At 52.0% G+C, this 562-nt stretch carries 1 rRNA gene; it reads left to right on the top strand.

The annotated features are described in order from the left end of the window. Nucleotides 1-20 precede the first annotated feature (20 nt). Nucleotides 21-562: ribosomal RNA gene (locus tag OGV71_RS01540) — 23S ribosomal RNA — on the top strand; the annotation flags it as partial.

Genomic DNA, 562 nt, shown 5'->3' with positions numbered 1-562 from the left:
GAAACATCTTCGGGTTGTGAGGTTAAGCGACTAAGCGTACACGGTGGATGCCCTGGCAGTCAGAGGCGATGAAGGACGTGCTAATCTGCGATAAGCGTCGGTAAGGTGATATGAACCGTTATAACCGGCGATTTCCGAATGGGGAAACCCAGTGTGATTCGTCACACTATCATTACGTGAATACATAGCGTAATGAAGCGAACCGGGGGAACTGAAACATCTAAGTACCCCGAGGAAAAGAAATCAACCGAGATTCCCCCAGTAGCGGCGAGCGAACGGGGAGCAGCCCAGAGTCTGAATCAGCTTGTGTGTTAGTGGAACGGTCTGGAAAGTCCGACGGTACAGGGTGATAGTCCCGTACACCAAAATGCACAGGTTGTGAACTCGAAGAGTAGGGCGGGACACGTGGTATCCTGTCTGAATATGGGGGGACCATCCTCCAAGGCTAAATACTCCTGACTGACCGATAGTGAACCAGTACCGTGAGGGAAAGGCGAAAAGAACCCCGGCGAGGGGAGTGAAAAAGAACCTGAAACCGTGTACGTACAAGCAGTGGGAGCCT

This window comes from Citrobacter sp. Cf088, assembly GCF_030334295.1.
Lineage (GTDB): Bacteria > Pseudomonadota > Gammaproteobacteria > Enterobacterales > Enterobacteriaceae > Citrobacter > Citrobacter freundii.
This window is presented reverse-complemented; position numbering and strand designations above follow the sequence as displayed.